This window comes from Lentilactobacillus hilgardii DSM 20176 = ATCC 8290 (assembly GCF_000159315.1).
Classification (GTDB): Bacteria; Bacillota; Bacilli; order Lactobacillales; family Lactobacillaceae; genus Lentilactobacillus; species Lentilactobacillus hilgardii.
In genome coordinates this window covers 1-1,450 of the sequence record NZ_GG670008.1, presented here as the reverse complement: position 1 = coordinate 1,450, position 1,450 = coordinate 1, and the positions used below count along the sequence as shown (strand labels likewise).

Sequence of the window (1,450 nt, the reverse complement as noted above, 5' to 3'; positions counted from 1 at the left end):
AAATAGTCTGCTTAATGGGAAGTTCTTGCGTAATTATAAATTTGGTTTGTGCGGACCAAATTCATAATCGTCCTATCAAGCCTATTCACACAAGCAATCATGGCAACCATATCCGGTTTAGGGTGTGGTCCTTTTTTTAGCTTATAGTAGTAATCCACAATGTGATTATCAATGCGTGCTTTATTTCTAAGCATGGATCTAATCATTTCAAACATAATATAACGGGCACTACTTTGACCTCTCCGGTTAATCCGGTCAGCTTCTTTGAACCCTCCGGATTGGATTCGTCGTAGATCTATTCCAACGTAAGCATTCAGCTGCTTATAGCTTGGGAATCTCGCTATTTTTCCTGTAAATCCTAGTAACAGGGCAGTTGATATCTCTCCCGCCCCAGGAATACTCGCAATGAGTTTAAACTCCGGAAAAGTTTTCGCGTAAGTGATCAATTGGCGTTTTAATAAGTCATGGGCCTGATTATATCGCTGAATCTCTTCACAATAACTATGGATTTGATTAGTCAGAAATGAATTCGCAGGTTGTGCTGGGTACGACAATTGGCCTGCCTGCCAGACCTCATTACATCTACGTACGATTAAATCCGAATGGATTTTAGGACTTACCAAGCCAATGATTTGTTTTGCCATCGTTCCTGGAATATATCCTGTTAAAAAATCAGGGTGGGGAAAGAGACTAACAAAAGTTAAGCCGAGCACTGATCGAATTGGGTTAAATATATCGTTTAACTCGGGAAATGTTTGATCAAGTGCGGCATGTAAATGATTGATAATCCGGGATCTCTCCTTAGTTATTTCTAGATAGCGGTGTGCCATTAAATGAAGTTGCTCATATGGCCTTGAATATGGTCTACGACCATGAATCAGTGACTTCTGATCAATTCCCAGGAGCGCTAATTTAACTGCATCTGAACGGTCTGTTTTTTGCCTTCTCAACCCCGCCATGCGAATTGAGGACTCCAAAGGATTTATTTCAAGGTAATTCATTCCTTCCTCGCTAAAAAAACGAGTCAGAACTCTAGAATAAATACCAGTCGTTTCAAATACTGCCATGACTGGCAGGTCACTCGTAATTATTGACTTGAGCTTTGCCAATCCAGACTTATTATGGATAATCTGAAACTCCTTAATAACCGTATGATCGTGTAAAAGAGCACAATTACTCTTTCCACGACTCACATCAATACCTAAAACGTGCACTTTATCGCCTTCCATATATTTTTGAGGTAACAACTTCGCAGATTCGTTCATTTTCTAAATTCGATCTCAAGGACCCACATCCTAAATCTAACTGTTCACTACGTGTTGTTGGGCCAGTTTGACACTCGGAATGTATATTCCACTGATGTTGACGACCTCAACCTCAATTTAAGTATAGTAAAAGAGGTATCAAGATTGTCGTCACAATCTTGATACCTCTTACTTTAGGATGTTTG

At 39.8% G+C, this 1,450-nt stretch carries 1 protein-coding gene; it reads right to left on the bottom strand.

Annotated features, from left to right (window positions below; translation table 11 throughout):
• Nucleotides 1-11: 11 nt before the first annotated feature.
• Nucleotides 12-1,214, bottom strand: coding sequence for an IS110 family RNA-guided transposase (locus HMPREF0519_RS12630; protein ID WP_040472846.1), 1,203 nt, complete (start codon nucleotides 1,212-1,214; stop codon nucleotides 12-14).
• Between the last annotated feature and the right edge of the window lie 236 nt (nucleotides 1,215-1,450).